The following is a 26,168-nucleotide window of genomic DNA, read 5'->3' on the forward strand; positions in this document are numbered from 1 at the left end:
CGGACTTGGAATGAAAAAACGGGCAAAGCCACCTATCTGACCCACAGGCTCGCAGCCTTAAGCACCATCGGTGTGACTCTGCCCGACCGGAAAAACAGCAGAAGTATCTGCCGAATGGCAGGCGGTATCAATATACGAGGCACCTCCCTGCAGGCAGGCCTGACCCCGCGCTTGACGCAGCGCAGACGCGCAGCAGAAAAATGGAGCGAAAAGTAGCGGCACGCGACACCGTGTCAATCGTGCGCAGCCGGAGTAGCGCGCCACGCACCCGGGGTCTGGCACCTTGTGGCTGCGCCGGGGTCAGGCACCTCCTCTGCGGGCAGGCCTGACCCCGCGTTTGAGGTATCGCAAAGGGGATATGGAATAATAGGCAATCTTTTGTCGGAAGAATTTTTTATGATTGAAACTGTTGGGGCGGTCCTGTTCGCGCTTGCGCTGTTGCATACGTTCTCGGCCAAGTGGTTCGAGGGCCAGTCGGAGCGCTTTCCGCGCCATGCCGGCCTGTTCCACCTGCTCGGCGAGGTGGAGGTGGTATTCGGCTTCTGGGCGATCGTCCTGATCATCGCCATGGCGCTGCTCGGCGGCGGCGCCTCGGCAATCGCGTATGCGGAGTCGCGCAAGTACACCGAGCCGCTGTTCGTGTTCGTGGTGATGGTGGTGGCCGCCTCGCGCCCGGTGCTGGAACTGGTGTCGCAGCTGACGGCGACGCTGGCGCGGATGGCGCCGGTGCGCACCGAACTGGCGCTGGCCTGGCTCGGCCTGGCCCTGGTGCCGCTAACCGGGTCGCTGATCACGGAGCCGGCAGCCATGACGATCGCCGCGCTGATGCTGGCCCCGCAGGTGTTCCGCAAGGACGTGCCGGAGTGGGCGAAGTACGCGGCCCTCGGCACGCTGTTCGTCAACGTGTCGATCGGCGGAACGCTCACGTCCTATGCCGCGCCGCCGGTGCTGATGGTGGCGTCGACCTGGGGCTGGGACTCGGCCTTCATGCTCCAGACCTTCGGCTGGAAAGCGGCGCTCGCGGTGGCCGTCAACGCGACCGGCCTGATCATATTGCTGCGCCCGTATCTGAAGGTGGCGACGCCCAACGCCACGCCGCGCGCGCCGGTGCCGCTGGCCGTGTCGCTGGTGCACCTGGCGGTGCTGGCCGGCGTGGTGGTGCTGGCCCACCATCCGGTGCTGTTCCTCGGCTTGTTCATGCTGTTCCTCGGCTTCACCCACGCCTACCAGGATCATCAAAATCCGCTGATCCTGAAGGAGGCGCTGCTGGTGGGGTTCTTCCTGGCCGGGCTGGTGGTGCTGGGCGGGATGCAGCAGTGGTGGCTGCAGCCGCTGGTGTCGTCGCTGGGTCCGACCTCGATCTTCTTCGGCGCGCTGGGCCTGACCGCGATCACGGACAATGCGGCGCTGACCTATCTCGGCTCGCTGATCGTGGGCCTGAGCGACCAGGCAAAGTACATGCTGATGGCCGGCGCGGTGGCCGGCGGAGGCTTGACGGTGATTGCGAATGCGCCCAATCCAGCCGGCGCGGCGCTGCTGCGCAACGGCTTTGACGATGAGTCGATCGGGGCGGTAGGACTGCTGCTTGGCGCGCTGGCGCCAACCGTGGTGGCGTCCGGCTTCCTGCTGTTATAAGAGGCCGGTCCGCAGCAGGGCGGGCTTCACTTGAGGATCCGCAGCAGCGATGCCGGGAGGAGGCGCGCCAGCAGGCTCGGGAACGAACGGGTCGGGATGGTTTTGCCGAGCGATCCGGCATAGTTGCAGCGGGTGTTCAGTAACATGGTCTAAGTCTCCGGGTTGGGGGTCAGGCAAGAATATCTAAACGACAACGCCCGCTCCGTGCGTTACCTCGCATTAGCCCATCCATACAACACTTTTTCGCGCGCGCCTAACTCGCGCTGTCAATACGCGCGTCCTGCTACATTTTCACCATGGAGTCTTTAGTTTCACGAGGAGGTCATCATGGCGAACTTTACTGATCGCGATCGTTACGGCATGTACCGCAACACAGACACCAGCGGCCCCGGCCCCGCACTGATGGGTGCGCACACGCTGCTTGGGAACGACGTCGTCAACGGGCAGGACGAAAGCCTGGGCGACATCAAGGAAATCATGCTGGACATGCGCACGGGACGCGTTGCCTACGCTGTGCTGGCCTTCGGCGGCTTCCTCGGCATCCGCGAGAAGCTGTTCGCCGTGCCCTGGCAGGCGCTCTCGCTCGATACCGCCAACCATCGCTTCGTGCTGGATGTGCCCAAGGATAAGCTGGTCAATGCGCCAGGGTTCGACAAGCACCACTGGCCCGACATGGGCGACGTGAAATGGCAGGATGCCGTGCACGACTTCTATGGCACCGAACCGTATATGGAGCAGCCAGGCGGCCCCGGCGTGGGGAGCGGCATGAGCGGCAGCGGCGTTAGTGCAGGCGCCGGCGCCGGCATGCAGGGCGGCGCGGGGATGGGCAGCATGGGCGCAGGACATGCGGGCGGCAGCGAAGGCACGCCCGCGCCCGCTTCCGAGACGGTCCGGCGCGCCCCTGCGGGCGGTGCGCGCGGGCTGGAATCGCACCGGCTGCGCGCCACGCCGCTCGACTTCAGCGCGGACGACGGCTCCGGATCGATCACGCACAGCACCTACCGCGAAAAGGACGAGTAGCGCGGAGATATATGGAGAAGCGCGAAATTCGCGCACAATCATCGCAGATGAGCCAGGATCGGCCAGAAAGCCGGACACCTGACCCCGATGCGTGCAGTAGGACGCGGATCTGCCGAGATAACGGAAGTTACGCTCAGATAGCGTCAGAAAAGCGGATTCAGCTTTTAGCGAAGGCTGAAGTGTAGGTCTGCGTGGATGGCGGCGCCCACTGCGCCGCAATTCGCGTCACCCATGCATGTGCGCCAGGCTAGCGCTGCATGGACTCCCACACCTTCTGCAGCCGCTTGAGCGATACCGGCATCGGAGTGCGCAACTCCTGCGCGAACAGGGACACGCGCAGCTCTTCCAGCAGCCAGCGGTATTCGACCAGCTTGGGATCGTCCGCGATGTGTCCCTTGCGGTCGCGCACCGCGCGCTGGAAGTGCGACGCGGCCTGGTTCCATTCCGCCATCAGCTTCGCGTCGCGCGCCGGATCGGCACGCAGTTTTTCCAGCCGGACGTTGACCGCCTTGAGGTAGCGCGGGAAGTGCGCCAGCTGCGCAAAGTCGGTCTCGGCGATGAATCCCTTGTGCACCAGCTGCTGCAACTGCGCCTGGATGTCGGCGGCCGCCTGCGGCTGCGTGTTCTGCAGCTTCTTCGGCAGCACGTAGTACTCGGTCAGCACCGCACCGGCGAGCCGCGCGATCTCGTTCACCAGCAGCGTCAGGCGCGACTTGCCCTCTTCCTTCCGCTTGTTGAACGAGGCAGCGTCGGTCGGCAGCGGATCCTGCAGGCAGGCGATGTCGATCGCCTTGGCGATGATCTGGTCGCGCAGCTCCTCCTGCGTTCCCAGCGTCATGTACTGCATGCCCATCTGCTGCAGGCCCGGGATGTTCTTCTCGACGAACTTGAGCTGCTCCTTGAACTGCAGCGCGAACAGGCGCCGCAGTCCCAGGCGGTGGGTGCGCGCCGCCAGCGACGGATCGTCGAACACTTCGAGGTCGCAGTGCGTCTTCTTGTCGACCAGCGCCGGGAAGCCGATCAGCGTGATCTTGCCCTGACTGATCTCCAGCAGTTCCGGCAGCTCGCCGAAGGTCCACGACGTCAGGCCGGTGTACTGTCCCTGCACGGGAGGCGCAGCCGGCGCCGCGATGGCGGCAGCCTTCTTGCCCTGCGCCTGTCCCTGCCCGGGCTGCTGCTGCGATGCCGGCGCCGGCTTCGCGACCGCCATCGCCACCGCGGCCGGCACGCTCTGCACCGGCACGCCGCCGGTGGTCGCAGTCCCTTCCGCCATCTTCTGGAAGCTCTCGCGCGCCTGCTTGCCGAATTCGGCCTGCAGCGCCGGCAGGTTGCGGCCCATGTCCAGCTGCCGTCCGTGCTCGTCGATCACCTTGAAGTTCATGAAGTGGTGCGCCGGCAGCGTCTCCATCTTGAAGTCGGCCGTCAGCACCTGTATGCCGGTCTGCGCGCGGATGTCCGCGATCAGCACGTCGATCAGGTTGCCGCGCCCGAAGGCGTGCTTGTCGTGGATGCGATCGACGAATTTGGCGGCGTACTCCGGCAGCGGCACGCAGTGGCGGCGCAGCTTCTGCGGCAGCGATTTGATCAGCAGGTGCACCTTCTCCTTGAGCATGCCCGGCACCAGCCACTCGCTACGCTCGCGCGAGACCTGGTTGAGCGCGAACAGCGGCACGGCCAGCGTGACGCCATCGCGCACGCTGCCGGGCTCGAAGTGGTAGGTCAGCTGCATTTCGATGCCGGTCACCGACATCGATTTCGGGAACAGCTCCGTGGTCACGCCCGCGGCCTCGTGCCGCATCAGCTCTTCCTTGTTCAGGAAGAGCAGCTTCGGGTTCTCCTGCGTCGCATCCTTGTGCCACTTCTCGAAGCCCGCGCCGTTGATGATGTCGGCCGGGATCAGGCTGTCGTAGAACGCTTCGATCAGCTGGTCGTCCACCAGCACGTCGAGGCGGCGCGACTTGTGCTCGAGCGTCTCGATCTCCTTGACCAGCTTGTGGTTGTGCGCGAAGAACGGCGCGCGCGTCTCGTAGTCGCCGCCCACCAGCGCATCGCGGATGAAGATCTCGCGCGCTTCGCGCGGATTGAGCGGGCCGTAGTGGATGCGGCGCTGGCTGTAGATGGTGATGCCGTACAGCGTGGCCTTTTCCGCTGCGGTGACCTGCGCCGTGCGCTTCTCCCAGCGCGGCTCGCCCCACGACTTCTTGAGCAGGTGGCCGCCCACCTTCTCGACCCACTCCGGCTCGATCTTCGCGATGCAGCGCGCATACAGGCGCGTGGTTTCGACCAGCTCCGCCGCCATCACCCACTTGCCCGCCTTCTTGGTCAGGAACGACCCTGGCCAGATGTGGAAGCGGATGCCGCGCGCGCCCAGGTAGCCGGCGCCCGGCTCGTCGTCGGCCTTAAAGCCGATGTTCCCCAGCAGGCCGGTCAGCAGCGCCATGTGCAGGTTCTCGTAGGTCGCGGGCGCTTCGTTCAGGCGCCAGCCCTGCTCGCGCACGATCGTGAGCAGTTGCGAATGCACGTCCCGCCACTCGCGCAGGCGCAGCTGCGACAGGAAGTTGGAGCGGCAGGTTTCCATCAGCTGGCGGTTCGATTTCTTGTGCTCGATGGCCTGCTCGAACCAACGCCAGATCTTGATAAAGCTGAGGAACTCCGATTTGTCGTCGGCGAACTTCTTGTGCGCTTCGTCGGCAGCCTGCTGGTATTCCATCGGCCGGTCGCGCGGGTCCTGCACGGACAGCGCGGACGCGACGATCAGCATTTCGGTCAGGCAGGCGTTATCGACGGCGGCCAGGATCATGCGGCCGACGCGCGGGTCGAGCGGCAGGCGCGCGAGCTTCTTGCCCAGCGCGGTCAGCGCGTTGGTCTCGTCCACCGCGCCCAGTTCCTGCAGCAGCTGGTAGCCGTCCGCCACCGCGCGCGCCATCGGCGGCTCGATGAACGGGAAGCTTTCCACATCCGTCAGGTGCAGGGACTTCATGCGCAGGATGACTGCGGCCAGCGACGAGCGCAGGATTTCGGGATCGGTAAACTTCGGCCGCTGCAGGAAATCGTCTTCTTCGTACAGGCGGATGCAGACGCCGTCGGCGACGCGGCCGCAACGGCCGGCGCGCTGGTTCGCAGCCGATTGCGCGATCGGCTCGACTTGCAATTGCTCGACCTTGTTGCGGTAGCTGTAGCGCTTCACGCGCGCCAGGCCGGCATCGACCACGTAGCGGATGCCGGGCACGGTCAGCGAAGTCTCGGCCACGTTCGTGGCCAGCACGATGCGGCGCGCATTGGTGATCTTGAAGACGCGGTCCTGCTCCTCGACAGACAGGCGGGCAAACAGCGGCAGGATCTCCACGTGAGGCGGATGGTGCTTGCGCAGCGCTTCGGCGGCATCGCGGATCTCGCGCTCGCCCGGCAGGAACACGAGCACGTCGCCCGAGCCGATGCGGCACAATTCGTCCACGGCATCGACCACTGCGTCCATCAGGTCGCGCTTCTCGCGTGCGGCCACCGCCTTCGGCACCGGCTTGCCCGGATCGGCCGTGGGGATGGCGACGGGGTCGCGTTCGACCGGGCGATAGCGCACTTCCACCGCATACAGGCGGCCGGACACCTCGATCACAGGCACCGGCTTGTCGGGCGTGCCGAAGTGGCGCGCGAAGCGGTCCGCGTCGATCGTCGCGGAGGTGATGATCACCTTCAGGTCCGGGCGGCGCGGCAGGATCTGCTTCAGGTAGCCGAGCAGGAAGTCGATGTTCAGGCTGCGCTCGTGGGCTTCGTCGATGATGATCGTGTCGTAGCCCTTGAGCAGCGGATCGGTCTGCGTTTCGGCCAGCAGGATACCGTCGGTCATCAGCTTGACCCACGCGCCTTTCGACAGCGTGTCGTTGAAGCGGACCTTGTAGCCGACATGCTCGCCCAGCGGCGTGCCCAGTTCGTGCGCGATGCGCTTCGCGGTCGACGACGCGGCGATGCGGCGCGGCTGCGTGTGGCCGATCAGGCCCTTTTCGCCTCGGCCCAGTTCCAGGCAGATCTTCGGCAGCTGCGTGGTCTTGCCCGAGCCGGTCTCGCCGGACACGATGACCACCTGGTTTTCGCGGATCGCCTTCGCGATCTCCGCGCGGCGGCCCGATACGGGCAGATCCTCTGGGTACACGATCGGCGGCAGCGGCGTGCGCACCGCGTCCTGGGGACTGTCCCTGCGGGGCTGTCCCCGGTCTTTCGCCGGCCGATCCGCGTGCTCCGCCTGGGGACTGTCCCTACGGGACTGCCCCCGGTCTCTCGCCGGCCGATCCGCTGCACCAAAGTCCGGGGACGGTCCCGTTGGGACAGTCCCCTTCCCCTGTTCGCGCTTGCCCGACTCGCAGCTAATCGGCTGCGCGCGTCGATCGCCAGACGGCTGCGACGGTGCTGGACGATCCTTGCGCGCTTCCGCGGGTGCAGGCGCGCGCCTCGGTGCTGGACGCTCAGGAGCTGTCTTCGCGGCCGCGACGGGAGGTACTGCCTTCGCGGGGACGACAGTAGGCGCTGTTTTCGCGGCTGCGACAGGAGTTGCCGCCCTGGCCGCCGCGGCAGGAGGTGCTGCCTTCGGGGGGACGACAGCAGGCGCTGCTTTCGCAGCTGCGACGGGAGGTGCTGCTCTTGCGGGCGCAGCTGGGCGCGCGCCGGGCACGGTCACCGGAGGCGGCTTCTTGGCCTTTTGCGCCGGCTGCGGGTCCGACTTCAGCTCCACCGACGACCGCACCTGGCGCAGCTGGTCCGCCAGCGTGCCCGCACTGGGGCGCTCCGGAGTCTGTTTCTGGCTGGGTACTTGCGGATGGCGGGGCTTGTTGCTCTGGTCGGACATTGAGTTTTTACATGGTTTTAGGCGCGCACACCGCGCAGCGAATTATAATGCCGCAAATGGAAAACCCTTTCGAATTCGTCCAGTGGCTGCGCTCTGTCGCACCCTACATCCACGCCTTCCGCGGCAAGACCTTCGTCGTCGCTTTTCCCGGTGAGCTGGTCAGCGCCGGCGCCCTGCCCGTGCTGGCCCACGACCTGTCCCTGCTCAACGCGCTCGACATCAATGTCGTGATCGTGCACGGCTCGCGTCCGCAGGTCGCCGAGCAGCTCGCGCTGCGAAACGTGGAGGGCCGCTTCCACAACGGCCTGCGCATCACCGACACCGCCGCGATGGAATGCGCCAAGGAAGCCGCCGGCGAACTGCGCCTCGATATCGAAGCCGCCTTCAGCCAGGGTTTGCCTAACACGCCGATGGCGCACGCAGCGATCCGGATTATCTCCGGTAACTTCGTCACCGCGCGCCCGCTTGGCGTGATCGACGGCGTGGACCACGAACTCACCGGCATGGTCCGCAAGATCGCCGCCGAAACCATCCACGGCATTCTCGCCACCGACAGCCTGGTGCTGCTCTCCCCGCTCGGCTTCTCGCCGACCGGCGAGATCTTCAACCTGACCATGGAAGACGTGGCGGTGTCCGCGGCGGTCGAACTGCACGCGGACAAGCTGATCTTCATCACCGAGACCCCGATGATGCAGGACGCGGCCGGCGTCGATATCCGCGAGCTGTCCTCGCACCAGGCCGAAGCGGTCATGCAGGCCGGCTTCCTGCCGCCCGAGCAGACCTACTACCTGCAGAACGCGGTCAAGGCCTGCAACTCCGGCGTCGACCGCGCGCACATCGTGCCGTTCGCGATGGACGGTTCGGCCCTGCTGGAACTGTTCACCCACGATGGCGTCGGCACCATGATCTCGCACGAGAACCTGGAGAGCCTGCGCAAGGCCACCGTCGAAGACGTGGGCGGCATCATCAAGCTGATCGAACCGTTGGAAGCGGACGGCACGCTGGTCAAGCGCGGCCGCGAACTGATCGAGCGCGAGATCGACAACTTCTCCGTGATCGACCACGACGGCGTGATCTTCGGCTGCGCGGCACTGTACCCGTTCCCGCAGGAGAAGATGGCGGAGATGGCGTGCCTGACCGTGAACCCCGAAGTGCAGGCCCAGGGCGACGGCGAGCGCATCCTGCGCCACATGGAAAACCGCGCCCGCGCCGCCGGCCTGACCAAGCTGTTCGTCCTGACCACGCGCACCTCGCACTGGTTCCAGAAACGCGGCTTCGTGCCCGCCACCGTGGACGCGCTCCCGAAGGACCGCCAGAAGATGTACAACTGGCAGCGCAAGTCGCAGGTGCTGGTCAAGACCTTATAATTTCACTTTTCGCACATACGAATCAGGAGCACCACATGGCACGCACCGTCCACTGCATCAAACTGAATAAAGAAGCCGAAGGACTCGACTTCCCGCCGTACCCGGGCGAACTGGGCAAGCGGATCTACGAATCGGTATCGAAGGAAGCGTGGGCTGCGTGGATCAAGCACCAGACCATGCTGGTCAACGAAAACCGCCTGAACCTGGCCGACCTGCGTGCGCGCAAGTACCTGGCCACGCAGATGGAGAAGCACTTCTTCGGCGAAGGCGCGGATGCCGCCGCCGGCTACGTCCCGCCATCGGAATAATAGCGGTCCCGTCGTCCCCGCCCCAAGGCGGGGATGACCGTTCTACTTCAGCGGCGCGCACTGGCGCATTTCACAGCGCGCCATGAACACCTGCCCGTTATCGCACGCCATGCGGTACACCTCCACCGGTCCCTTTTCGGACACCAGCCCCGCACCCAGCCCGCCCTTGCACTGACGCTGCAGCGCCATCTTTTCGACGGTCGCTGACGAGACGCCCGAGCGGAACGGCACGCGTTCGATCGCGACGCCGTCGACCATGAGCAGCGGCTGCCCGTCCGCGCCCAGCGCAGGCGCACTGCGCCTGACCGGCGCCAGCGGCGCGTCGTCCCTCGATGCGATGTACGACGGGAAGTTCGAACATGCGGACAGGGCCAGCGCACCCGCCAGCAGGACAGCCATTCGCTTCATGGATTCTCCGTTGATCAGAAAGTCAGCGTCTTCACGCCTTCGGCAGTACCGAGCAGGCACACGTTGGCGCCGCGCTGTGCGAACAGGCCCACGGCCACCACGCCCGGCACCTGGTTGATCTCGCTTTCCAGCGCCACCGGGTCGGTGATCGACAGGCCGGCCACATCGATGATCTCGCCGCCGTTGTCGGTGATGAACGCGTCGGTGGTGCCCGGCTTGACGCGCAGCTTCGGCTGCCCGCCCAGCGATGCCAGCTTGCGCATGACGGCATTGCGCGCCATCGGCAGCACTTCCACCGGCAGCGGGAACGCGCCCAGCACGTCGACCAGCTTGGAACCGTCGGCGATGCAGACGAACTTCGCCGACACCGATGCAACGATCTTCTCGCGCGTCAGGGCAGCGCCGCCGCCCTTGATCATGGCGCCGGCGGCGTTGATCTCGTCGGCACCGTCCACGTAGACGGAGATCGATGGCACGTCGTTCATGTCGAACACTTCGATGCCGTGGCCGCGCAGGCGCGCCGCCGTCGCTTCGGACGACGCTACCGCGCCCTTGATGCGGTCCTTGATCTTTGCCAGTTCGTCAATAAAGAAGTTGGCGGTGGAGCCGGTGCCCACGCCAATCACTTCGCCGTCGACCACGTATGCAATCGCCGCCTGGGCGACCGCTTTTTTCAATTCGTCTTGATTCATCGTATATGCAAACAGAAATAATCCCGCCATTCTATCACCCGCTCCACCTTAAAAATGAAGCCACAACGATGACAGGAAGATAACGGTAAAGGGGACACGCATGAACAAGGCCATGAATACCTCCCGCACGGTGCTGGTCGTCGACGACAGCCGCGTTTCGCGCCTGGTGGCGCGCAAGTTCATCCTCGGCGCGCATCCTGACTGGACTGTCGAGGAAGCCTCGACCGGCGAGGAGGCGCTGGAAAAGGTCCGCACCGGCGGCCAGCCCTCGCTCATCATCATCGACGTGAACATGCCCGGCATGGGCGGCATCGCGGCGGCCGAGCGCCTGCGCAATGCCTGTCCCGGCACGCCCATCTCGCTGCTGACCGCGAACGTGCAGAACGCCACGCGCTGCAGCGCCAACGACCTCGGGATCGGATTCATGGAAAAGCCGATCACCGAGGAACGCATCAGCAGGGTGTTGAGCGTCCTGAACTGACATGCACGCCCTCAGCGAACTCCAGCAGGACGCGCTGCTGGAGATTTTCAATATCGGCATCGGGCACGCTGCCGCCGCGCTCTCCGACATCGTCAACGAGAAGGTGACGATGGCAGTGCCCTCGCTCAGCTTCCTCGAATTCGCCGGGGTCCCTGCCCTGCTGGGCGTGGGCGACGAGGTGCGTGCCTGCGGCATCAGCCAGCAATTCCGCGGCGCCTTCGAGACGTCGGCAGTGCTGATGTTCCCCGAGCATAAGAGCCTGGAGCTGGTGCGCCTGATGCTGGGCGAATCGACGCCGCTGGCCGAACTGTCGGCGATGGAGCAGGAGGCGCTGACCGAGATCGGCAACATCCTGCTGAACGCCTGCATCGGCGCGCTGGCCGACATTTTCGAGCACGAGCTGCGCGGCTCGATGCCGCGCTACCACGCGGGCCGCAGCGACGAGGTGCTGGCCGCCGCCTGCGGCAATACGGCGGAAACGCATGTGCTGTTGCTGCACATCGACTTTGCGCTGGAACGCCACCAGATCGACGGCTACGTCGCCTTCGTGCTCGACATGGGCGCGCTGGGCAAGCTCAGGACGCACATCGACGGCTACCTGCAGCGCATGGGGGTAGCCTGATGGGCGCCGCGCCGGATCAGCGCACGCTGCTGCTCGAGAGCCTGCTTGACGCCGCCAGCCTGGGCGTCGTCGCGCTCGATTGCGAACAGCGGGTGCTGTTATGGAACCGCTGGATGGCAGAACATGCGAACCTTCCCGCGCAGGCGGTGCTGGGCAAGCCCTTCTTCACCGTGTTCGACAGCCTGGACAACCGCAGGCTGGAAGAAGCGGTGCGCCAGGCCTTGCGCGGCTTTCCGTCGGTGCTCTCGCAGACCCTGCACAAGGCGCCGCTGCCATTGTTCACGCATCCGGGCGGACCGCGCATGCAGCAGGCGGTCGCGGTGACGCCGGTCGAGGTGCACGGCGGAACGCGGCATTGCCTGATCCAGGTCAGCGATGTCACGGCCGCCGCCACGCGCGAACAGCTGCTGCGCGAGCAGGCGCTGGAGCTGCGATCGCAAACGTTCTCGGACGGGCTGACGGGAGTGGCCAACCGCCGCTTCTTCGACCAGGCGATCGAAAAGGAAGTGCGGCGCGCGCGCCGCTCGTCGATGCCGCTGTCGCTGCTCATGATCGACATCGACTTCTTCAAGTCGTACAACGACCATTACGGACACCAGCTCGGCGACGACACGCTGATCCGGGTGGCGGGTGCGCTCGGCGAATGCCTGCAGCGCAAGGACGACCTGGTCGCGCGCTACGGCGGGGAAGAATTTGCGGTGGTGCTGCCGGAGACGGGGCAGGTGCAGGCGCTCAAGCTGGCCGAAGCGCTCCGCACGCGCGTGGCGCTGCTGGACATTCCGCATGCGCACACGGGCGACAAGCCCTATGTCACGATCAGCATCGGACTGGCGACCCGGCGTGGCGACGCGCAACTGGAAGCGTCCGCGCTGATCCGCGCCGCCGACCGCGCGCTGTACGAGGCCAAGCACGCAGGCCGCGACCGCGTCATCGCCCTGACGCCTGAATAGAAGGGGACGGTCCCTGCGGGGACAGCCCCCCACTCACCCTTAGCGGTTCGCGCAGAAGCCCATGTCCTTGTACTGGGCGCCCGCAGCCAGGTTGCGGTTCCAGTCCGGACCCGACAGCTTCAGCGTGGAGCCGGCCTGGGTGTACTTGCCGTTCCAGAGCGAGGCCACGGTGCCTTCCACCGCCATCTCCACCGTCCAGCTGGACGCCAGCGTGCTGCCGCTGTTGGACACGGTGACGCTGCCGCAATAGCCGCTTCCCCAGTCGTTGCTGATCACGTAGCTGGCCTGGAGCGCGCCCGGTTCCGGATCGGTCGGGGTCTCAGGCGCCTTCGGTGCGCGGTTCGCGCAGATGCCCACCTCGATCGGCGCGCCGCCCGGGAACGCATCCTTGTTCCACGATGCGCCCGATACGGTCAGCGATTCAGGCGTTGCGGTGTAGGTCGCATTCCACAGCGACGTCACGGTGTCGGGGAACGGCTTCGTCACCGACCAGTTAAACGCCGGCATGCCGCCCACGTTCGACACCAGCAGCTTGCCGCAATAGCCCGAGTTCCAGTCGTTCTCGATCACCAGTTCCATCTTCATTTCCGCCGGCGGCGGTGGCGGAGGCTCGGTCGCATCCGGATCGAGGAAAGCCTTCTTCACAGCGTGCATCAGCGGATTGTTCACGCCGTTGGTGGTACCGTAGTTGACCAGCCAGATGATGGTGCCCGCTGCGCCTTCGCCCGGGTTGGCCGATTGCGCCCACGCGCCCTTGGCCGCGATGCTGGCCGGGTCCTCGTAGCTCAGGTAGCCGGAAGGCTGGTTGCGCTCGGCAGGCGTGTAGCCGCCCGCATAGGTGCGGTAGCTGGTCTGCGTCGCCGGATCCCACACGTAGGTGCCGTTGTCCAGGTAGCCATACTTGTGCAGCATGGTGAAGTTCCAGGTCACGTCGTTCACCGACCACATGGTTTCGCGGTCATAGCCGTCGGTCACCTGGCCGGGCTGCGTGAATGGCGGCTTGTAGTTCATGCCGTAGAAGCCCAGGCCCATGCCGATCTTCTCGCGCGGGATGCCCGCATCCACGTACTTCTGGATGGTGCTCTTGATGTCCACCGGGCGGTTCGGCGTGGCGCCGGTCAGCGGCGCGAAGGTGGTGCTGTGCCAGCCGGAGGCGAACCAGCCCATGCCATAGCTCATGAGGTTGAACTGGTCGACCATCGCGCCAACGCGCACCAGGTACGGCTTGACGGTGTCGGTGTTCATGTTCAGCACGCCGGCCGGATACGTGATGATGATCGGCGTGTCCTGCCAGCGCGCGCGCTTGGCCGACTCGGTGCGCAGGTCCGCGATCAGCTTCTCGAGCTGGTACTGGTCCTGGGTCGCGCTGTCAGGGATGCCCTCCCAGTCGACGTCGATGCCGTCGTAGTTGCGCGCTTCCATGTAGTCGAGCAGGTTCTTCACGAACAGCGGACGCACCGCATCGGTGGTCGACGCGCGGAAGCCGCCGTTGTCGCCTTCGCCGCCCAGCATGATGATCGTCTTGGTGCCCACCGCATGCGCGCGGTCGATCATGTACTGCTCGACGGTGCGGGTCGGCGCGCCCGGGCCGACGTTGGTGTGGGTGTGCGCGGTCTGGCTGCCGAACATGACATCGCCCGGCGCGCCGCCGTTCTGGCCGCCGCCCGGGCCGATGCGCGCGAACACGAAGTGCGTCATCGCGGTCATGTCCACGTACTGGGGCGCCTGGTAGTCGCGGTTATCCCAGAAGTAGCCGCCGTAGTAGCCGGTGACCCACTTGCCGGTGACGGAGTGCGGAGGGAGGGAAGTCTGTGCGCTGGAAGCCAGCGGGAAGGCCGCTGCGATCGTCAGCAGCGAGAGCGCCGCAAGGCGCTTTATTGTTTTTTGCATGGTTGTCTCGATCAGTTGGACGGACTGATCAAGGTAACAAAAAACATGTAATTAATCGTAGCGAAATTGTCCGCTCAACGTATGGAAGTTGTGAGGGGAGTGTGCCTCGGCTGTCAAATTTGGCGGAATCGGCCATAACGTGGCCGATTCTGCCAACAACCGGGGGCGGCTCTGCCGCCCTGCGCCTGCGGTGAGAGGACCTTTTCCTTACTCCGCGTGCAGTGCTGCCGCGGCGCGCGCCAGGTGCGTGATGTGCTCCCAGTTGCCGGTGCGGATCGCTTCCTTCGGCGTGAGCCACGAACCGCCCACGCATGCGACGTTCTTACATGCCAGGAACTGCGGCGCCGTCTCGATCGAGATGCCGCCCGTCGGGCAGAAGGTCACGTCCGGCAGCGGCCCCGCGATCGCGTTGAGCATGCCCACGCCGCCCGCCGGCACCGCCGGGAACAGCTTGAGCTGGCGGAAACCGTGCTCGCGCGCGACCATCACTTCCGATGGCGTCATCACGCCAGGCAGCAGCGGCAATCCGCTGTTGCGCGCCGCGTTGATCAGCGACGGCGTCAGACCCGGCGAGACGCCGAACACCGCGCCAGCATCGCGCGCGGCTGCGAACTCGTCGCCCTGCGTCAGCGTGCCGACGCCGATGATCGCGCCCGGCACCGATGCCATCGCGCGGATCGCCTCCAGGCCGTGGGCGGTGCGCAGCGTCACCTCCAGCACGCGGATGCCGCCCGCCACCAGCGCTTCGGCCAGCGGCACGGCGTCCTTGGGGTCGTCGATCGCGATCACCGGGATCACGGTCGCGGCGTGCATGATGTCGAGCAGAGACATGGAATTCGAATTCATTTGTTAGCCCTGATAAGGAAGTCTTCGTCGGAACCCGGCATCGTCTCGCCCGAGTCCACACCGTCGTGCAGCTGCACGGTGGTCGGAATCGGCGACGGCAGCGGGAAGTTGGCTGCGCCCTGCTCCGCTTCGCCCACGCTGGCGCGGAACACGCCAAACAGCTCGCGCCCCATGCCCACGTGGGACTTGGAGATGTCGGCAGTGGCCATCGCGCGCGCGCTCCACACGTCGGCCGGCACCAGCGCCTCCAGCGTGCCCGCATTGGCATCGAGACGGATGATGTCGCCGTCGCGCACCAGGCCAAGCGGCCCGCCGGCCAGGATCTCGGGCGACACGTGGATCGCAGCCGGCACCTTGCCGGACGCGCCGGACATGCGTCCGTCCGTCACCAGCGCCACGCGCCGGCCGGCATCCTGCAGGTTGGCCAGCGCCGGGGTGAGCGCATGCAGTTCCGGCATGCCGTTCGCGCGCGGTCCTTGGAAGCGGATCACGGCCACGAAGTCGCGGTCCAGATGCCCCGCCTTGTAGGCGTGCATGAAGTCCTCCTGCGAGTCGAAGGTCAGCGCCGGCGCTTCCACCGTGCGGTGCTCCGGCTTGACCGCCGAAACCTTCATGATCGCGCGCCCGAGGTTGCCGGACACGAGGATCATGCCGCCGTCCTTGGCGAACGGATTGGATGCCGGGCGCAGCACCGACTCGTCGCCCGACACCGCGGCCGCCGGGCGGAACACCACCTTGCCGTCCTGGATGAACGGCTCGGCGGCATGGGCGCGCAGGCCGTGGCCCATGATGGTGTGCACGTCGTCGTGCAGCAGGCCCGCGTCCAGCAGCTCGCGGATCACGAAGCCGGGGCCGCCCGCCGCCTGGAAGTGGTTCACGTCGGCGTCGCCGTTCGGGTAGATGCGCGTCAGCAGCGGTACCACGGAAGACAGCTCGTTGAAGTCGTCCCAGTCGATCACGATGCCGGCCGCGCGCGCCATTGCCGGCAGGTGCAACGTGTGGTTGGTCGAGCCGCCGGTCGCCAGCAGCGCGATGACCGCGTTGACGATGCATTTTTCGTCGACGATGCGCCCCATCGGCGTGTACGTGCCGCCTTGCGCTGAGATCTCCACCGCGCGCTGCGCCGCCGCCGCGGTGAGCGCATCGCGCATCTCCGTGCCCGGCGTGATGAAGGCGGCCGACGGCATGTGCAGGCCCATCACCTCCATCAGCATCTGGTTGCTGTTGGCGGTGCCGTAGAAGGTGCAGGTGCCGGCCGCGTGGTAGGACTGCGACTCGCACTCGAGCAGTTCTTCGCGCGTGGCCTTGCCCTGCGCGTACAACTGGCGGATGCGCGCCTTCTCTTTATTAGGTATCCCGGTGGTCATCGGCCCCGCGGGGACGAACACGGCCGGCAGGTGGCCGAAGTGCAGCGCGCCGATCACCAGGCCCGGCACGATCTTGTCGCACACGCCCAGGTACAGGCCCGCATCGAACATATTGTGGGACAGCGCCACCGCGGTCGCCATTGCGATCGTATCGCGCGAGAACAGCGACAGTTCCATGCCGGGCTGGCCCTGCGTCACGCCGTCGCACATGGCAGGCACGCCGCCTGCGAACTGCGCCACGCCGCCGACCTGGCGCACGGCCTCGCGGATCACGCGCGGGAAGTATTCGAATGGCTGGTGCGCCGACAGCATGTCGTTGTAGGCCGACACGATCGCGACCGAAGGACGCTTCTGCTCGCGCAGGATCAGCTTTTCGCTCGGTGGGAACGCGGCGAAGCCGTGCGCGAGGTTGGTGCAGGACAGTGCGCCGCGCTGCACGCCGGCGATGCGCGCCGCGTCCATGTGCGCCAGGTATGCGGCGCGCGAGGGACGGCTGCGCCGGATGATGCGCTCGGTCACGCGCTCGACTACGGGATGCATCGCCATTTCGGCTCCTTCCGGAAATTATTTTATGAAATTTTACTACAAAATTCGCTCGGGGCGGCAAAACGCAGCTTTGGCAAGCCAACAAGGACGAGCGCGGCCCGCGCGCTCCTGTCGCCGGGCACGCCCCACGTCGTCGCCGAGCCACAGGGCTGTAGTGAATTTACGAGCGCATCCTGTATGATTGGCGAATCGACAAAACATTGAGTACACCATGTCCCACGCCGCCCTCACCTCCACCACTGCCTTCAAGGCGCTCGCGCAGCATGCGCCGGATGCGCAACGCTGGTCCATGCGCGACCTGTTTGCAGAAGATCCGCAACGGTTCGAGCGCATGTCGCTGGAGGCGGCGGGACTCTTCCTAGACTATTCAAAAAACCGTGTCGACGGGCGCACGCTTGAACTGCTGGTCAGCCTGGCGCGCGAGCGCGGCCTCGAGCAGCAGCGCGAAGCGATGTTCACCGGCGCCAAGATCAACAACACCGAAGGCCGCGCAGTCCTGCACACCGCCCTGCGCGCGCCGCGCGACGCCAGCCTGGCCGTGGACGGGCAGGATGTCATCGCCGACGTGCATGCAGTGCTCGACCGCGTGCGCGGCTTCACCGACGCGGTGCGCAGCGGCAGCTGGCTGGGCCATACCGGCAAGCCGATCACGGACGTGGTCAACATCGGCATCGGCGGCTCGGACCTGGGACCGAAGATGGTGTGCCTGGCGCTGCGCCAATACGCGCACCCGCGCCTGCGCATGCACTTTGTCTCCAACGTCGACGGCCACGACATCGACGCCAACCTGCAGGACCTGGATCCGGCCACCACGCTGTTCATCGTCGCCTCCAAGACCTTTACCACCGCCGAGACCATGATGAACGCGCAGACCGCGCGCGCATGGTTCCTGCGCTCGGCGCCGGAAGACGCGCTGGCGCGGCACTTCGTCGCCGTCTCCACCAACACCGAAGCGATCCGCGCTTTCGGCATCGACCCGGCCAACATGTTCCCGTTCTGGGACTGGGTGGGCGGCCGCTATTCGGTGTGGTCGGCGATCGGCCTGCCGGTCGCGCTGGCGGTCGGCTTCGGCTACTTCGCCGATTTCCTCGCCGGCGCGCACGAGATGGACCAGCACTTCCGCAGCGCGCCGCTGGAAGAGAACATGCCCGCGCTGCTCGCGCTGATCGGCTTCTGGAACCGCCAGTTCCTCGGCGCCGGCTCGGTCTCGATCGCGCCCTACCACCAGGACCTGAACCGCTTCCCGGCCTACCTGCAGCAGCTCGACATGGAGAGCAACGGCAAGCGCGTCACGCGCGACGGCCAGCCGGTCGACACGCCGACCTGCCCTGTGATCTGGGGCGATTGCGGCACCAACGGCCAGCACGCCTACTTCCAGCTGCTCCACCAGGGCACGGACCTGACCCCGATCGACTTCATCGCCGCGCTGCGTCCGGCGCACGAGTACGAGAACCACCATGCGGCGCTGCTCGCCAACTGCTTTGCGCAGTCCGAGGCGTTCATGAAGGGGAAGACCCCGGACGAAGTGCGCGCCGACCTCGCGCAGCAGGGCCTCGATGCCGCCGAAGTGGAGCGCCTGGTGCCGCACAAGACCTTCCCTGGCAATATCCCGAGCAACACCATCCTGGTCGAATACCTGACCCCCCACGCGCTGGGCGCGCTGGTCGCGCTGTACGAGCACAGGACCTTCGTGCAGGGCGTGCTGTGGAATGTGAACAGCTTCGACCAGTGGGGCGTCGAACTGGGCAAGGTGCTGGCCAGGAAGATCGAATCGGAACTGACCGGCCAGGCGCAGCCGGACCTGCACGATAGCTCGACCAACGGACTGATCGCGCGCGCCAAGGCAGCCGTATAAGGAGGAACGCGCGATGAGGCATGAAAAATTCGACGTCCTCCACGACGAGCCAATGCTGGTGGGCGAATGCCCGCTGTGGCACCCCGTGGAGTACGCGCTGTACTGGGTGGACATCGACGGCTTCGCGGTGCACCGCGTGCATCCGGCCAGCGGCAAATACTCGAAGTGGCAGATGGCGTCCGAGCCGTCCGCCATCGCGCTCGCCTTCGACGGCCTGCTGGTCGCCACCCGCAAGGGATTCGTCCACCTGAACACCACCAGGGGAGAGATCACCCACATCGCCGACGCGCCGTTCGACCCCTCGACGACGCGCTTCAACGACGGGCGCGTGGATGCGCTGGGCCGCTTCTGGGTAGGCACGCTGTACGAGCCGCGCACCTCGCCGTCGGCGGAGATGTACGTGCTCGAGTGCGGCAACGTGCGGCGCGCATGGGGCGGCGACATGACCGTCTCCAACGGCCTCGCGTTCAGCCCCGACTCCACCACGATGTACCACGCCGACACCACCTCGCACCGCATCGACCGCTACCGCTACGACCTGGCGCACGGCACCGTCAGCGACCGCACGCCGTTCAAGGTCTTCCCGTCCGATAAAAAGGCCCCCGGCTACGGCGGGCGCCCGGATGGCGCAGCGGTGGATGCGGAAGGCGCCTACTGGGTAGCGATGTATGAAGGCGGCCGCGTGCTGCGCTTCTCGCCCGACGGCGAACTGCTGCGCGAGCTGCACGTCCCGGTGCGCTGCCCGACCATGGTGGCGTTCGGCGGCGCCGACCTCAGGACGCTGTACGTCACCAGCGCCAGCGGCGGCCGCCCGACACAGGAACTGGCCATGTACCCGCACAGCGGCAAGGTCCTCTGCCTTCCAGTCGACGTCCCCGGCCGCGAAGAGCCCTTCTACAAGCCGTAAGGAAGGGGACGGTCCCCGCGGGGGAGCGCCCCTACCCTTCACTGCGGCGTGAAGGTGTACAGGTTCCTGAACGTCCCGTCCTGCCCCGCGCCCTTCCTGACGCCCTGTTCCTCGCGCCGCAGCGCTACCAGCCGGTTGCCGATGTGTGCAAACGTGTAGCTCTCGGTGCTCTTCTCTTCATACGAGATGAACACCATGAAGCTCGCGCGCACGGAATGCGTCAGCAGCGCCCCTGCCGGTATGCCGTCCGCGCCCAGCCACACCTTGGCCGTATGCGCGTTCTCCTTCATCTTGAGGCTGCCGTTCGCATCGACCGGCGGGGTGTATGCCACCTCGATCATGCGCGCCGGCTTGCCCTGCCAGGTATCCATGCGCTCGGCCTTCACCTGCCCGGTCGAGATGATGTTCAAGAGACGCGACGCATAATTCACCGCCGCCGAAATCCTGTTCGCGGAATTGGCGTTGATCGCCATGGCCAGGTCCGAATCCGGCTTCGGGCTGCGCAGCGACGCTTCCATAGCACGCTGCAACACCGCGCGGTCCCAGCCGATCCTAAGCTCGCCCGCCGCATCCTCGACCTTCACCGACACCGTGGTCGTCTCGGGCTTGGGCGCGTCCTCTTCGGTCTTGGTCTGGCGCGCTTCGAACGTTCCCTTCAGGCTGCCCTGCCCCTGCATCCCCGCGAGCGCGGCCTTCAGGTCCGCAAGGCTGGACGCGGCGGCCGTGCCCGACAACAACAGTGCTAACAGTGCGGCGTATTTCATCTTTTTTCCGTTAAATAGGTGGTTTGCGACACGGGGCGCCCGGTTTGGCCCGGCACGTTTGCGGAATAGCAATATACCGTGCGATGCCCCAACAGTAATGCGAGCTTTGTAACCTGCGCGCACCGCGTTTCGTAGTAAATTTTCTTGCTTACTCTGCATTGGTGTAGTAAATTTACATCAACGCGCATCACCCCCTCTTCTAGCGAAAAACACTATGGCCCTCCAAGACTTCGACCTCGTTCTGTTTGGCGGCAGCGGCGATCTTTCCATGCGCAAGCTGCTCCCCGCGATGTACTCGCGCGACATGTGCAATGACCTGCCGCCGACTGCGCGCGTGGTCTGCGTCGGCCGCAACGACTGGACGCCACTCGAATTCATCGCCGCCATCGAAACCAATGCGCGCCCGCACATCAAGAAATTCGACCAGAAGGTCTGGGAAAAATTCCTCGAGCGGATCGTCTACGTCTCGCTGAACGCGACCGACGTCTCCACCTACGGCAAGCTGGTCGAGACCCTGCGCCGCGACGAGGACATCACGCTCGTGTACTACCTCGCGACGCCGCCGCAGATGTTCGCGCGCATCTGCGAGAACCTGGCCGAATCCGGCCTGGCCACGCCGAACTCGCGCGTGGTGCTGGAAAAGCCGCTGGGCCGCGACCTCGCCTCGGCGCGCCAGATCAACCTGGACGTGGGCAAGGTCTTCGCCGAACACCAGATCTACCGCATCGACCACTACCTCGGCAAGGAGACGGTGCAGAACCTGCTGGCCCTGCGCTTCGGGAACATCCTGTTCGAGCCGCTGTGGCGCCGCGAATGGATCTCGGACGTGCAGATCACCATCGCCGAAAAGATCGGCGTGGGCAACCGCATGGGCTACTACGACACCTCCGGCGCCCTGCGCGACATGCTGCAGAACCACCTGCTGCAGCTGCTGTGCATCGTTGCAATGGAGCCGCCGGTCTCGATCGCACCGGACGCCGTGCGCGACGCCAAGCTCGAAGTGCTGCGTTCCCTGAAGCGCTTCACCCCGCACACGCTGGCGCAGAACATCGTGCGCGGCCAGTACCGCGCCGGCCACGTGGATGGCCAGGCCGTGCCGAGCTACCGCGACGAGCCGGATGCGCCGGATTCCTCGCGCACCGAAACCTTCGTCGCGCTGAAGGCCGAAATCGACACCTGGCGCTGGGCCGGCGTGCCGTTCTACCTGCGCACCGGCAAACGCATGAGCGACCGCCTGGCCGAGATCGTGGTGCGCTTCAAGCCGATCCCGCATTCGATCTTCAACCAGCCGACGTCCAGCTTCCAGCCGAACAGCCTGGTCATCCGCCTGCAGCCCGACGAGGGCCTGCGCATGAACCTGATGGCCAAGACGCCGGGCGAAGGCATGCGCCTCAAGCCTGCCGAACTGGAACTGGACTTCAACGAGCAATTCAAGACGCCGCGCATGGACGCCTACGAGCGCCTGCTGCTGGACGTCCTGCGCGGCCAGCTTACCCTGTTCATGCGCGGCGACGAACTGGAAGCGGCGTGGGAATGGGTGGAACCGATCCTGCAGCACTGGGAGCAGGACGACAGCCCGCCGGTGCCGTATGCGTCCGGCACCTGGGGCCCTGCCGCATCGTCCGCCCTGATCGGGCGCGACGGCCTGCAGTGGCGCGAAGAAGCCCTGCCGGAAGACTAAGCTCCGATGCTGCTCGACTCGATCCGCACCCAGCTCGACTCGCTCTCCAAATCGGAGAAGAAGGTCGCGCTGGCCGTGCTGGAGGCGCCCGGCGCCATCGTCAGCCAGAACATCACCGCGCTGGCCAAGGCGGCGCAGGTGTCCGAGCCGACCGTCGTGCGCTTCTGCCGCACGCTCGGCTACGACGGCTGGCACGAGTTCAAGCTCAAGCTCGCGCAGGGGCTGGCGCTCGCGCTGCCGGGCGCCGGCAACGAGCAGCCGACGCAGGACGACCTGGCCGTGGACCTGGTCAGCAAGATCTGCAGCCGCTCGATCAATACCCTGCTCGACCTGCGCAACAACCTCGACCCGGACGCGATCCAGAAGGCGCTCGACATCCTCTCGCGCGCCAACAAGATCGAGTTCTACGGCCAGGGCACCTCGGGCATCGTGGCTGCCGACGCGCAGCACAAGTTCTTCCGCTCCGGCGTGCCGACCGTGGCCTATGCCGATCCGGCCATTCACTCGATCGCAGCATCCCTGCTGCGCGCGGGCGATGCGGTGGTCGCCATCTCACAGCGCGGCAACAACTCGGCGCTGGTGCGCTCGGCCAAGCTGGCGCGGCGCGGCGGCGCCGACGTGATCGTGCTCGCGCCCTCGGGCACCCCGCTGGCCGACGTGGCCACCGTCCTGATCCCGATCGACCTGATCTTCAATACCGACCCGTACACACCGATCTCCGCGCGCCTGGCCTACCTGGTGGTCATCGACGTCCTGGCGGTGGGACTGGCGCTGCAGCGCGGCCCCGAATTCCGCCGCAAGATGCAGAACGCCCAGAAGGCGCTGCAGGAGTTCGACATGCAGTTCGACTCGTTCATCGGCTAACGCAGGGACTCTCCCTGCAGGAGTGCCCCCCGGTTTTCTGCTGACAGCCCCTCGCCGCTCGCTAAAGATCCGGGGACAGTCCCCGTGCGGGGACAGTCCCCCTTTCGACGCTACAGGGTAAAATGTCACCCTTCCCCAATCAGCAATGCAGTTTTAACAATGCACATCACCCCATCCGCCAGTCTCAAGCCCGACTACGGCATGCTGCGCAAGCAGGTCGCCAGCATCCTCGAAGGTGAACGCGACCTCACCGCCAACGCATCCCAATTCTCCGCCTTCATCTACGACACCGTCGCTGACCTGAACTGGGCCGGCTTCTACCTGACCCGCCCATCGAAGGACGGCACGCGCGAAGAACTGCTGGTCGGCCCGTTCCAGGGCAAGGTGGCGTGCGCGCGCATCCCGTTCGGACGCGGCGTGTGCGGTACCGCCGCCGCAGAGCGCCGTACGATCCTGGTCCCCGACGTGCACGCGTTCCCCGGCCACATCGCCTGCGACTCCGCATCGAACGCCGAAATCGTGATCCCGCTGGTCAAGGACGGCAAGGTCGTGGGTGTCTTCGACATCGACAGCCCGACCCTCAACCGCTTCAGCGAAGAAGACCAGGCCGGCCTGGAGTCGCTGGTTGCCGCATTCATCGACGGCACCGACTTCAACTGACAGAATAACCCTCATCACTACAAGACAGCCATGAACCAGCTCGAACAACTCAAGCAGTACACCACCGTCGTCGCCGACACCGGCGACTTCCAGTCGATCAAGGCCTACGCGCCGCGCGACGCCACCACCAACCCGTCGCTGATCCTGAAGGCAGTGCAAAAGCCGGAATACCGTCCGCTGCTCGAGCAGGTCGTGCGCGACTTCCCGGACGCACCGGTCGGTGAAGTGGTCGACCGCCTGCTGATCGCTTTCGGCGTCGAGATCCTCAAGCTGATCCCGGGCCGCGTCTCCACCGAGATCGACGCGCACCTGTCGTTCGACACCGAAGCGAACGTCAAAAAGGGCCGCGAGCTGATCGCGCTGTACGAACAGGCCGGCATCAGCCGCGAGCGCGTGCTGATCAAGATCGCCTCGACCTGGGAAGGCATCCGCGCCGCCGAGATCCTGGAGAAGGAAGGCATCCACTGCAACCTGACGCTGCTGTTCGCGCTGCCGCAGGCGATCGCGTGCGCGGAAGCGAACGTGCAGCTGATCTCGCCGTTCGTCGGCCGCATCTACGACTGGTACAAGAAGCAGACCGGCACCGACTACCAGGGCGCGGACGATCCGGGCGTGCAGTCGGTCAAGCGCATCTACAACTACTTCCGCGCATACGGCTACAAGACCGAAGTGATGGGCGCGAGCTTCCGCAACACCTCGCAGATCCTGGAACTGGCGGGCTGCGACCTGCTGACCATCAGCCCTGACCTGCTGCAGAAGCTGGCCGACACCGACGGCGAAGTCACCCGCAAGCTGGTGCCGGAAAGCGCGGCGGCGGACGTGGAAAAGCTGGCCATCGACGAAAAGACGTTCCGCTTCATGCTCAACGAAGATGCGATGGCAACCGAGAAGCTGGCCGAAGGCATCCGCGCCTTCTGCGCCGACTCCAACAAGCTGACCGACATGATCAAGGCAATGCGCTGATCGTACCGGGACGGGCCCGCACGCGGACCGTCCCCGGCGTTTTACCCGGGCCAGTCAACAAGGCTGGCCCGCACCCTACTTCAGAAATGGCAGCGGCGACACCGCCTTGAATGCCCCCGACTGCTCCGCATACTGCTGCAGCGGAAACACATGGGACTGCCCGTAGATCACCAGCACCCGGTCGCCCGGCTGGTCCGCCACGCGCACCAGGTTGGCGAAAATCTTGAGGTTGCGCGCATACCAGTTGCCAACCCAGTTGGCGCCAGGTTCGCCTAGCAGCGTATAGTCAAAATAGTTCTGGTTGCTCTTTGCAAGCTGCTCCGGCTGGTTGTAGTGCACCAGCCATCTGGACACCGTTTCACTGCGCAGGAACGCATTGGCGTGCTTGATGCGCGACGTGTCGCGGATGGCAGCCAGCCTGGCCTGCTGCCCGTCTCGCTGCGCCGACTGCTCATAATCGAAGTCCGCCACTTCACCCGGCGGCATCTTGTTCCAGTCCACCGCATACACCCGTGCGTGACCGAGGCGCGCGGCGACGCGCAGCGCCAACTGGTCCGTCTCGTCGCGCGTCAGCTGATACGTGCCTGCACGGTAGGCGTTGTAGCGCTGGTCCAGCTTGGCCTGGTTTGCCGCATTCCATTCGACCGCCACCTTGGTGGGCTTGAAGGCCGCCAGCGCGGCGACGACTGCCTCGACCTCTTTTTGCCGTTGTGGCTCCAGCACGTCCGGGACCTGCATGTTGAGCACATCGAGACCGTGGTTCGCGAAATGCGGCACACCCACCAGCATGAGCTGCGGGCGTTCTTCCGCCGGCCGGTCCCGCAATAGCCTGACTTGCGGTGAGTCCGGCCCGGCGGCCGCAGCACCTGCGGAGATGGCAAAGGCGCCCAGAATCAGCGTGGACGCGACGCGGCGACGAGAAATATGCATGGATTCGGCCTGTTCAGAAAATTGGGAATGCGAGGCGAAGCATAGGATCGCCGGCCGGAGCCGTCCCGCGAAATGCGACAAACTGCTGGAATCGCCGTCTGGGTTGCACACGGCTGCCAGCGACCTCACCTGTCCAACAGCGCAGGCTGGAGCGGTTCCACCGGCTGCTGCGCGGCCCCAATCGCCTTGATTGACCGCGCGCAACTCCGCTCCGCCGCCATCGCCTAAGCTGGTCGCTCCCGGAGAGACTGGATAGACACATGCGCCGCTATCACATCACTGAAGGAGCGAAAACGACTGCTGGTGGAAAGGTGATCGCCGCCACCAGCGCGATGACGATCGATGGGGTGAAAGGTGCGCTGGAGGGAGATCCGCTCTACTGCCCGGCATGCAAGAGCGCGGGGAAGATCATGTGCGTCGGCCCACGCATCCCGGAAACGTGGAACGGCAAGCCGGTCGCACTCAGCGACGACCTGTGCATGTGCGGCTGTCCGACGCCCCCAAAACTCCTGGCGAACCAGAACCGCAAATACCAATCAACTGGCAGCACGAATCAGGTCTCGTGAACGCCGGTC

23 protein-coding genes are annotated in these 26,168 nt (G+C 65.7%); 15 read left to right on the plus strand and 8 right to left on the minus strand.

Annotated elements, in window-relative coordinates; genetic code table 11:
• From ACFSQR_RS07425 to ACFSQR_RS07435, 3 genes are all read left to right on the plus strand, one after another.
• Positions 1 to 216: hypothetical protein (locus ACFSQR_RS07425; protein ID WP_377729040.1), on the plus strand; the 216-nt coding region annotated here is incomplete at its 5' end.
• Positions 217 to 396: 180 nt separating this feature from the next.
• Positions 397 to 1,635, plus strand: a complete 1,239-nt coding sequence (locus ACFSQR_RS07430; RefSeq protein WP_377729043.1) for a putative Na+/H+ antiporter — start codon at positions 397 to 399, stop codon at positions 1,633 to 1,635.
• Positions 1,636 to 1,962: 327 nt separating this feature from the next.
• The gene (locus ACFSQR_RS07435) at positions 1,963 to 2,655 is read left to right on the plus strand and encodes a PRC-barrel domain-containing protein (protein ID WP_377729044.1); all 693 of its coding nucleotides are present in this window, start codon (positions 1,963 to 1,965) and stop codon (positions 2,653 to 2,655) included.
• 247 nt (positions 2,656 to 2,902) lie between these two features.
• Here ACFSQR_RS07435 and hrpA read toward each other — a convergent pair whose 3' ends face one another.
• Positions 2,903 to 7,018: an ATP-dependent RNA helicase HrpA gene (gene hrpA / locus ACFSQR_RS07440; protein WP_377729947.1), complete on the minus strand. Its 4,116-nt coding sequence runs from the start codon at positions 7,016 to 7,018 to the stop codon at positions 2,903 to 2,905.
• A gap of 530 nt (positions 7,019 to 7,548) precedes the next feature.
• Here hrpA and argA point away from each other — a divergent pair.
• Both argA and ACFSQR_RS07450 read left to right on the plus strand, forming a co-directional pair.
• On the plus strand, positions 7,549 to 8,859 hold the full coding sequence (argA, locus tag ACFSQR_RS07445) for an amino-acid N-acetyltransferase (RefSeq protein WP_377729045.1): 1,311 nt from the start codon (positions 7,549 to 7,551) through the stop codon (positions 8,857 to 8,859).
• A 35-nt stretch (positions 8,860 to 8,894) separates the two neighbouring features.
• Positions 8,895 to 9,167, plus strand: coding sequence for an oxidative damage protection protein (locus ACFSQR_RS07450; RefSeq protein ID WP_377729047.1), 273 nt, complete (start codon positions 8,895 to 8,897; stop codon positions 9,165 to 9,167).
• 42 nt (positions 9,168 to 9,209) lie between these two features.
• On the opposite strand, the gene ACFSQR_RS07455 is transcribed toward ACFSQR_RS07450, so the two are convergent.
• Positions 9,210 to 9,575, minus strand: coding sequence for a hypothetical protein (locus ACFSQR_RS07455; protein WP_377729048.1), 366 nt, complete (start codon positions 9,573 to 9,575; stop codon positions 9,210 to 9,212).
• 14 nt (positions 9,576 to 9,589) lie between these two features.
• Positions 9,590 to 10,267 (minus strand): ribose-5-phosphate isomerase RpiA, encoded by a 678-nt coding sequence (gene rpiA / locus ACFSQR_RS07460; RefSeq protein WP_377729049.1) that lies wholly within the window; start codon positions 10,265 to 10,267, stop codon positions 9,590 to 9,592.
• Between the two features lie 100 nt (positions 10,268 to 10,367).
• Between rpiA and ACFSQR_RS07465 the strand changes: the two genes are divergently transcribed.
• The 3 genes from ACFSQR_RS07465 to ACFSQR_RS07475 are packed head-to-tail and all read left to right on the plus strand — an operon-like array spanning position 10,368 to position 12,320.
• Positions 10,368 to 10,748 (plus strand): response regulator, encoded by a 381-nt coding sequence (locus ACFSQR_RS07465; RefSeq protein ID WP_377729050.1) that lies wholly within the window; start codon positions 10,368 to 10,370, stop codon positions 10,746 to 10,748.
• A gap of 1 nt (position 10,749) precedes the next feature.
• The gene (locus ACFSQR_RS07470) at positions 10,750 to 11,370 is read left to right on the plus strand and encodes a chemotaxis protein CheC (protein WP_377729052.1); all 621 of its coding nucleotides are present in this window, start codon (positions 10,750 to 10,752) and stop codon (positions 11,368 to 11,370) included.
• Positions 11,370 to 12,320 carry a diguanylate cyclase gene (locus ACFSQR_RS07475; RefSeq protein WP_377729054.1) on the plus strand — a complete coding sequence of 317 codons (951 nt, stop codon included), beginning with the start codon at positions 11,370 to 11,372 and terminating at the stop codon, positions 12,318 to 12,320. Before ACFSQR_RS07470 ends, ACFSQR_RS07475 begins: the two co-directional genes overlap by 1 nt.
• Before the next feature lie 39 nt (positions 12,321 to 12,359).
• Here the strand turns inward: ACFSQR_RS07475 and ACFSQR_RS07480 are convergent, their stop codons facing one another.
• From ACFSQR_RS07480 to edd, 3 genes are all read right to left on the minus strand, one after another.
• Positions 12,360 to 14,210 carry a glycosyl hydrolase family 18 protein gene (locus ACFSQR_RS07480; protein ID WP_377729055.1) on the minus strand — a complete coding sequence of 617 codons (1,851 nt, stop codon included), beginning with the start codon at positions 14,208 to 14,210 and terminating at the stop codon, positions 12,360 to 12,362.
• Between the two features lie 207 nt (positions 14,211 to 14,417).
• Positions 14,418 to 15,041, minus strand: coding sequence for a bifunctional 4-hydroxy-2-oxoglutarate aldolase/2-dehydro-3-deoxy-phosphogluconate aldolase (eda, locus tag ACFSQR_RS07485; protein WP_377729057.1), 624 nt, complete (start codon positions 15,039 to 15,041; stop codon positions 14,418 to 14,420).
• An 11-nt stretch (positions 15,042 to 15,052) separates the two neighbouring features.
• Positions 15,053 to 16,969 carry a phosphogluconate dehydratase gene (gene edd / locus ACFSQR_RS07490; RefSeq protein ID WP_377729058.1) on the minus strand — a complete coding sequence of 639 codons (1,917 nt, stop codon included), beginning with the start codon at positions 16,967 to 16,969 and terminating at the stop codon, positions 15,053 to 15,055.
• 211 nt (positions 16,970 to 17,180) lie between these two features.
• On the opposite strand from edd, the gene pgi reads away from it, so the two are divergent.
• Positions 17,181 to 18,824 carry a glucose-6-phosphate isomerase gene (gene pgi, locus ACFSQR_RS07495; protein WP_377729059.1) on the plus strand — a complete coding sequence of 548 codons (1,644 nt, stop codon included), beginning with the start codon at positions 17,181 to 17,183 and terminating at the stop codon, positions 18,822 to 18,824.
• Positions 18,825 to 18,837: 13 nt separating this feature from the next.
• Positions 18,838 to 19,731: an SMP-30/gluconolactonase/LRE family protein gene (locus ACFSQR_RS07500; RefSeq protein ID WP_377729060.1), complete on the plus strand. Its 894-nt coding sequence runs from the start codon at positions 18,838 to 18,840 to the stop codon at positions 19,729 to 19,731.
• A gap of 38 nt (positions 19,732 to 19,769) precedes the next feature.
• On the opposite strand, the gene ACFSQR_RS07505 is transcribed toward ACFSQR_RS07500, so the two are convergent.
• Positions 19,770 to 20,495 (minus strand): hypothetical protein, encoded by a 726-nt coding sequence (locus tag ACFSQR_RS07505; RefSeq protein ID WP_377729061.1) that lies wholly within the window; start codon positions 20,493 to 20,495, stop codon positions 19,770 to 19,772.
• 214 nt (positions 20,496 to 20,709) lie between these two features.
• Between ACFSQR_RS07505 and zwf the strand changes: the two genes are divergently transcribed.
• From zwf to tal, 4 genes are all read left to right on the plus strand, one after another.
• Complete coding sequence (zwf, locus tag ACFSQR_RS07510; protein ID WP_377729062.1) at positions 20,710 to 22,176, plus strand: glucose-6-phosphate dehydrogenase; 1,467 nt, start codon at positions 20,710 to 20,712, stop codon at positions 22,174 to 22,176.
• A 6-nt stretch (positions 22,177 to 22,182) separates the two neighbouring features.
• Entirely contained in the window at positions 22,183 to 23,040 is an 858-nt protein-coding gene (locus tag ACFSQR_RS07515; RefSeq protein ID WP_377729063.1) for an SIS domain-containing protein, read from the plus strand.
• A 159-nt stretch (positions 23,041 to 23,199) separates the two neighbouring features.
• Positions 23,200 to 23,700, plus strand: coding sequence for a GAF domain-containing protein (locus ACFSQR_RS07520; RefSeq protein ID WP_377729064.1), 501 nt, complete (start codon positions 23,200 to 23,202; stop codon positions 23,698 to 23,700).
• A 30-nt stretch (positions 23,701 to 23,730) separates the two neighbouring features.
• Positions 23,731 to 24,663 carry a transaldolase gene (gene tal, locus ACFSQR_RS07525; RefSeq protein WP_377729065.1) on the plus strand — a complete coding sequence of 311 codons (933 nt, stop codon included), beginning with the start codon at positions 23,731 to 23,733 and terminating at the stop codon, positions 24,661 to 24,663.
• A 75-nt stretch (positions 24,664 to 24,738) separates the two neighbouring features.
• Here the strand turns inward: tal and ACFSQR_RS07530 are convergent, their stop codons facing one another.
• Positions 24,739 to 25,593, minus strand: coding sequence for a DUF5694 domain-containing protein (locus ACFSQR_RS07530; RefSeq protein ID WP_377729066.1), 855 nt, complete (start codon positions 25,591 to 25,593; stop codon positions 24,739 to 24,741).
• A 260-nt stretch (positions 25,594 to 25,853) separates the two neighbouring features.
• Here ACFSQR_RS07530 and ACFSQR_RS07535 point away from each other — a divergent pair, with 260 nt between their 5' ends.
• A complete protein-coding gene (locus ACFSQR_RS07535) occupies positions 25,854 to 26,159 on the plus strand; it encodes a PAAR domain-containing protein (protein ID WP_377729067.1) in 306 nt (101 codons plus the stop codon).
• Positions 26,160 to 26,168 lie beyond the last annotated feature (9 nt).

Origin of the sequence: Pseudoduganella sp. GCM10020061, from assembly GCF_042683405.1 — a bacterium.
Classification (GTDB): domain Bacteria; phylum Pseudomonadota; class Gammaproteobacteria; order Burkholderiales; family Burkholderiaceae_D; genus Telluria.

Bases quoted from the DNA above. Each gene is read 5' to 3' on its own strand.
- ACFSQR_RS07430 (WP_377729043.1), top strand. From the start codon at position 397: ATGATTGAAACTGTTGGGGCGGTCCTGTTCGCGCTTGCGCTGTTGCAT.
- ACFSQR_RS07435 (WP_377729044.1), top strand. From the start codon at position 1,963: ATGGCGAACTTTACTGATCGCGATCGTTACGGCATGTACCGCAACACA.
- argA (WP_377729045.1), top strand. From the start codon at position 7,549: ATGGAAAACCCTTTCGAATTCGTCCAGTGGCTGCGCTCTGTCGCACCC.
- ACFSQR_RS07450 (WP_377729047.1), top strand. From the start codon at position 8,895: ATGGCACGCACCGTCCACTGCATCAAACTGAATAAAGAAGCCGAAGGA.
- ACFSQR_RS07455 (WP_377729048.1), bottom strand. From the start codon at position 9,575: ATGAAGCGAATGGCTGTCCTGCTGGCGGGTGCGCTGGCCCTGTCCGCA.
- rpiA (WP_377729049.1), bottom strand. From the start codon at position 10,267: ATGAATCAAGACGAATTGAAAAAAGCGGTCGCCCAGGCGGCGATTGCA.
- ACFSQR_RS07465 (WP_377729050.1), top strand. From the start codon at position 10,368: ATGAACAAGGCCATGAATACCTCCCGCACGGTGCTGGTCGTCGACGAC.
- ACFSQR_RS07470 (WP_377729052.1), top strand. From the start codon at position 10,750: ATGCACGCCCTCAGCGAACTCCAGCAGGACGCGCTGCTGGAGATTTTC.
- ACFSQR_RS07475 (WP_377729054.1), top strand. From the start codon at position 11,370: ATGGGCGCCGCGCCGGATCAGCGCACGCTGCTGCTCGAGAGCCTGCTT.
- ACFSQR_RS07480 (WP_377729055.1), bottom strand. From the start codon at position 14,210: ATGCAAAAAACAATAAAGCGCCTTGCGGCGCTCTCGCTGCTGACGATC.
- eda (WP_377729057.1), bottom strand. From the start codon at position 15,041: ATGTCTCTGCTCGACATCATGCACGCCGCGACCGTGATCCCGGTGATC.
- edd (WP_377729058.1), bottom strand. From the start codon at position 16,969: ATGGCGATGCATCCCGTAGTCGAGCGCGTGACCGAGCGCATCATCCGG.
- pgi (WP_377729059.1), top strand. From the start codon at position 17,181: ATGTCCCACGCCGCCCTCACCTCCACCACTGCCTTCAAGGCGCTCGCG.
- ACFSQR_RS07500 (WP_377729060.1), top strand. From the start codon at position 18,838: ATGAGGCATGAAAAATTCGACGTCCTCCACGACGAGCCAATGCTGGTG.
- ACFSQR_RS07505 (WP_377729061.1), bottom strand. From the start codon at position 20,495: ATGAAATACGCCGCACTGTTAGCACTGTTGTTGTCGGGCACGGCCGCC.
- zwf (WP_377729062.1), top strand. From the start codon at position 20,710: ATGGCCCTCCAAGACTTCGACCTCGTTCTGTTTGGCGGCAGCGGCGAT.
- ACFSQR_RS07515 (WP_377729063.1), top strand. From the start codon at position 22,183: ATGCTGCTCGACTCGATCCGCACCCAGCTCGACTCGCTCTCCAAATCG.
- ACFSQR_RS07520 (WP_377729064.1), top strand. From the start codon at position 23,200: ATGCACATCACCCCATCCGCCAGTCTCAAGCCCGACTACGGCATGCTG.
- tal (WP_377729065.1), top strand. From the start codon at position 23,731: ATGAACCAGCTCGAACAACTCAAGCAGTACACCACCGTCGTCGCCGAC.
- ACFSQR_RS07530 (WP_377729066.1), bottom strand. From the start codon at position 25,593: ATGCATATTTCTCGTCGCCGCGTCGCGTCCACGCTGATTCTGGGCGCC.
- ACFSQR_RS07535 (WP_377729067.1), top strand. From the start codon at position 25,854: ATGCGCCGCTATCACATCACTGAAGGAGCGAAAACGACTGCTGGTGGA.